This window comes from Nitrosophilus sp. (assembly GCF_982775275.1).
The window spans coordinates 1-4829 of sequence record NZ_CEXZHP010000121.1 but is presented as its reverse complement, the minus strand read 5'-3'; the positions used below and the strand labels follow the sequence as shown (position 1 = coordinate 4829).

Sequence of the window (4829 nt, the reverse complement as noted above, 5' to 3'; positions counted from 1 at the left end):
GAGGACAAAATCGCAAAGCTTTCGCTCAATTTGTAATTTTTCAGAGGGTTCAATTTGGCATTATAAAAAATAAAGGGGGCAGTTATGGTTTATCATAGAAAAAAGATATACAATCCAGAATCCCATGAGAGTGTAAATGAGAGAAAGATTTTTGGCGGAGATCCAACGGGTATTTTTGAATTAAATAAGATTAAATATCAATGGGCATACAATCTTTGGGAGATGATGCTTGCTAATACTTGGTTTCCAAAAGAGGTAGATATGACCGGTGATGCAAGAGATTATAAACTATTAACAGACGCTGAAAAACTTGCATATGATAAAGTTTTAGCTCAACTGATATTTATGGACTCATTGCAAACAAATAACCTAATAGATAATGTAAACCCTTACATTACGGCCCCTGAAATAAACCTCATTTTGGTTAGGCAGGCTTTTGAAGAAGCCCTTCATTCCCAAAGCTATGCGGTAATGGTAGATAGTATTAGTCAAAATACTGATGAGATATATGAGCTTTGGAGAGAGGATCTTCAGTTAAAGCAAAAAAATGACTATATCGCAAAAGTTTATGAGGATCTTGCAAAAAATCCAAGCGATGAAAATATAGTAAAAGCGATGTTTGCAAACCAAATATTAGAGGGAATATACTTTTATAGCGGATTTACCTATATGTATACCTTGGCAAGAAGTGGTAAAATGTTGGGTTCTGCGCAAATGATAAGATTTATTCAAAGAGATGAAGTAACACATCTTTTAATTTTCCAAAATATGATAAACACTACAAAAAAAGAAAGACCGGAACTTTTTACCAAAAAACTTATAGACGATGTTTATAAAATGTTCGAAGGAGCAGTGGAGCTTGAATCAAGCTGGGGCAAATATATTACTCAAGGTCAAATTTTAGGTTTAACAGATGAATTGATAGAGCAATATATCAAATACCTCGCTGATGATAGATTGCAAAGAGTAGGGCTTGAACCTATGTATAACGTGGAACATCCTATTAAATGGGTTGACGATTTTGCAAAATTTAACGATCAAAAAACAAACTTTTTTGAAGGTAACGTTACAAACTACTCTAAAGGAAGTTTGAGCTTTGATGACTTCTAAAAATTTATGCGCACTACAGTTTAAAACAGGCGAGGATTTTGAGAAAAATTTGAAGATCTTATGCGATCTAATAAAAAATTGTCCGCAAAATTCAATAATTGTAGCCCCGGAAGTATGTTTAACCGGATTTGCATACGATAGATTTGAAGAGGCGACAGATTTTGGTAAAGAGGCAATTAAAAAGATAATCGATCTATCCGATAATAAAATCATAACATTTACGATGATTGAAAAGATAGATGATAGATTTTATAACGTGGCAAAAGTTATATATAACAAAAATATTGTATATGAACAGCCAAAAGTTAAACTTTTTAAGTTTGGCGGAGAAACAGACTATTTTGACAGCGGAACATTAGATGATATTAAAATTTTTGAGATAGATAAAATAAAGTTTGGTCTGTTAATCTGTTTTGAGCTAAGATTTTTAGAAATTTGGCAAAAACTCAAAGGCAGCGATATTATATTGGTTCCGGCTATGTGGGGAAAGCTTAGAAAAAGACATTTTGAGCAGTTTACCGAAACTTTAGGTTTAATGAATCAATGCTTTGTGGTTGCAAGCGATAGCGCAAATGAAGATATGGCTAAAAGTAGCGCTATTATCTCTCCTTTTGGCGTTGCCTATAGAGATGATAGAAAAAAGATATTATGCAAAGAGTGCGATTTAGGCGAAATTAAAAAGATGAGAAGATATATGGATATTGGTTTATGAGTTTTTTTATAAAAAAAATAGAGTCACAAAAGTGTTTAAATCTAGCAAACGAGATAGATAAGATATTTCCTTTGGATAAAAGCGTAAAAGAGGCAATTGCGAAAACTCCAAGGGAGATATTTGTTCCAATGGGTTTTAAACATTTTGCCTATAAGCTTGATGCCCTTCCAATTTCATCCAATCAATGGATAAGTTCTCCATTAACCGTAGCTAAAATGACTCAATTTTTAGATCCAAAAGGTGCCGATAGCGTTTTAGAGATAGGTTGTGGAAGCGGCTATCAAGCAGCGATTTTAAGTAGGCTTTTTAGAAGAGTTTTTACAATAGAAAGAATTGAAAAATTGGTGGAAGAGGCTAAAAAAAGGTTTAGAGAGCTTGATATTTACAATATAAACATAAGATATTCTGACGGCCTTTTAGGATGGAGAGAGTTTAGCCCTTATGATAGGATACTATTTTCTGCTTCTATCGATGAGATTCCAAGATCTATATTTGATCAACTAAAAGATAAAGGCATTCTTGTCGCTCCCATAACCAAAGGAAAAAAACAGATAATCACAAAATTTATAAAAAACAAAGATATTATAGAAAAAGAGGAGCTAGAAGAGTGCCTTTTTGTTCCAACAAAAAGTGGCACAATTTAACGGGGGTGAGTTATGAAGTCGGTAGATATGAGTAGTGACGAGTTTTTAAATGAGCTGGAAAAGACAAAAAAATTTGCCGATAAAGTATGCAAACAGTTTGGATGGGTTTATAATCCAAGCGAAGAGGTAAATGAAGGTGTATTGATGGGCTTAACAAGAAATAAGCTTTTATATGGCAAAAGATTTTGTCCCTGTTTTTTGGTTATAGAAGAGGATGGAAAATTTAAAAGCGCAGACGATAGGATATGTCCATGCAAACCGGCTATTGAAAAAGAGATCCCTGAGATTGGAAAATGTCATTGCGGGATATTTTGCACACCAGAATATGCAAAAAGCCATAAACATTAAGGCTGCTAGAAATACCATAAAATAGGGATTGTTGCAATTATAAAATAAGAGTGCTACAATTTGATAACAAAATTTTAAAACTTTTAAAAGGTTTAAAAAATGAAGATAAATGATTTTGACAAACTTGGTTTAACAGGTGTCAAAAATGTATATTATAATTTGAGTTTTGATGAACTTTTTAGGCATGAGTTAGAACAAAAGGAGGGCGTTGAAACGAAACTTGGCGCCGTTGCAGTGGATACAGGTATTTTTACCGGAAGAAGTCCTAAAGATAAATATTTTGTAAAACAGCCTCCTAGCGAAAAATATATAGCTTGGGGAGATATCAATCAGCCGATCTCAAAAGAGATTTTTGATGAGCTTTTTGAAAAGACAAAAGAGTATTTGTCAAATAAAGATATTTACGTAATGGACGCCTTCGCAGGAGCTAGCGAAAAGAGTAAAAAAGCTATAAGAGTGGTAACTGAAATAGCGTGGCAGGCCCATTTTGTAAAAAATATGTTTATTAGACCAACTCAAGAAGAGTTAAAAGATTTTCATCCAAATTTTACTATGTATGTGGCCGCGGATCTTAAAAATGAAAAATGGAAAGAGCACGGTTTAAATTCAGACGTTTTTATAGTCTTTAACATCGAAGAAAATATAGCAATAATTGGTGGAACATGGTATGGAGGAGAGATAAAAAAGGGAATTTTTTCTATGATGAATTATTGGCTTCCTATGGAAGGAAAGCTATCTATGCATTGCTCTGCCAATATCGGTGAAAAAGAAGATGTGGCTCTGTTTTTTGGTCTAAGTGGAACGGGAAAAACAACACTTAGCGCTGATCCAAACAGAAGATTGATAGGTGATGACGAACATGGCTGGGATGATGAAGGCATTTTTAATTTTGAAGGTGGATGCTACGCAAAAGTAATAGGTTTGGACGCCCAAAAAGAGCCGGATATTTATGCCGCGATAAAAAGAGATGCTCTTTTAGAAAATGTGGTAGTTGACGAGAGTGGTAACGTTGATTTTGAAGACTCAAGCAAAACGGAAAATACAAGAGTAAGTTATCCAATCTATCATATTTGCAAGCACAAAGAGGATCTAAGAGGACCTCATCCAAAAAATATCATATTTTTAAGCGCGGACGCTTTTGGGGTGTTGCCTCCGGTTAGTAAGCTAACAAAAGAGCAGGCAATGTATTATTTCCTTAGCGGATATACCGCAAAAGTTGCGGGAACCGAGAGAGGCATCACAGAGCCGGTTGCAACTTTTAGCGCATGTTTTGGAGAGGCCTTTTTACCTCTTCATCCAACAGTCTACGCAAAGCTTCTTGGCGAAAAAATAGATAAGTATGATGTAAACGTTTATCTTGTAAATACAGGATGGACCGGAGGACCTTACGGAGTTGGAAAAAGGATGAGTCTCCCAGCTACTAGAGCTTGCATAAATGCAATACTTAACGGATCTATAAATGAGTCGGATTTTGATACTCTTCCGATATTTAATCTTTCAATTCCTAAATTTATAAAAAATGTAGATTCAAATATATTAAACCCAAGAAATACTTGGGAAGATAAAGAGGCTTACGATAAGCAGCTTAAACATCTGGCAAAACTCTTTATTGAAAATTTTAAAAGATATGAGGGATTTGGAAATTTTGATTATTCAAAGGCAGGACCTAGACTTTAATGGATAAGCTAATAGCTTATCCATTCTCTTTTGCAAAAAGATTATAGATCCCAAAGCTTTTTTCTTTTCCCGTTAGCACATAATATAGCTCATAATAGTTGTTTATTATATATTCAAAATCTTTTAAACTCTCGCTATCGGTAGCGATAAGAATCTCATCTTCTGGCTCTATTTTTAAATCTTCGGAAGGTAAGATGTAGATTTTATTTTTTCTTTTTAATAATAAAAATACTATTTTTATATGTTTTGTATAATCTGATCTTGATCTTTTGATATGAAATAGTCTTATGTCTCTTCCTTTTTTTAACTCGTTATAAAGAGCATATGAGTTTTCTTTA

General features: G+C 33.8%; 5 protein-coding genes and 1 pseudogene. 5 read left to right on the top strand and 1 reads right to left on the bottom strand.

Annotated features, from left to right (window positions below; translation table 11 throughout):
• Window positions 1–84 precede the first annotated feature (84 nt).
• From AC30RD_RS06480 to pckA, 5 genes are all read left to right on the top strand, one after another.
• A complete protein-coding gene (locus AC30RD_RS06480; protein ID WP_489493564.1) occupies window positions 85–1110 on the top strand; it encodes a ribonucleotide-diphosphate reductase subunit beta in 1026 nt (341 codons plus the stop codon).
• Window positions 1100–1822 (top strand): carbon-nitrogen hydrolase family protein, encoded by a 723-nt coding sequence (locus AC30RD_RS06475; RefSeq protein WP_489493563.1) that lies wholly within the window; start codon window positions 1100–1102, stop codon window positions 1820–1822. Before AC30RD_RS06480 ends, AC30RD_RS06475 begins: the two co-directional genes overlap by 11 nt.
• Window positions 1819–2466, top strand: coding sequence for a protein-L-isoaspartate(D-aspartate) O-methyltransferase (locus tag AC30RD_RS06470; protein WP_489493562.1), 648 nt, complete (start codon window positions 1819–1821; stop codon window positions 2464–2466). The genes AC30RD_RS06475 and AC30RD_RS06470 overlap by 4 nt, the downstream gene beginning before the upstream one ends.
• A gap of 12 nt (window positions 2467–2478) precedes the next feature.
• Window positions 2479–2814 (top strand): ferredoxin-thioredoxin reductase catalytic domain-containing protein, encoded by a 336-nt coding sequence (locus tag AC30RD_RS06465; RefSeq protein WP_489493561.1) that lies wholly within the window; start codon window positions 2479–2481, stop codon window positions 2812–2814.
• Between the two features lie 99 nt (window positions 2815–2913).
• Entirely contained in the window at window positions 2914–4491 is a 1578-nt protein-coding gene (gene pckA, locus AC30RD_RS06460) for a phosphoenolpyruvate carboxykinase (ATP) (RefSeq protein WP_489493560.1), read from the top strand.
• 16 nt (window positions 4492–4507) lie between these two features.
• On the opposite strand, the pseudogene AC30RD_RS06455 reads toward pckA, so the two are convergent.
• Window positions 4508–4829 (bottom strand): annotated as a pseudogene (locus AC30RD_RS06455) (potassium channel family protein); the annotation flags it as partial.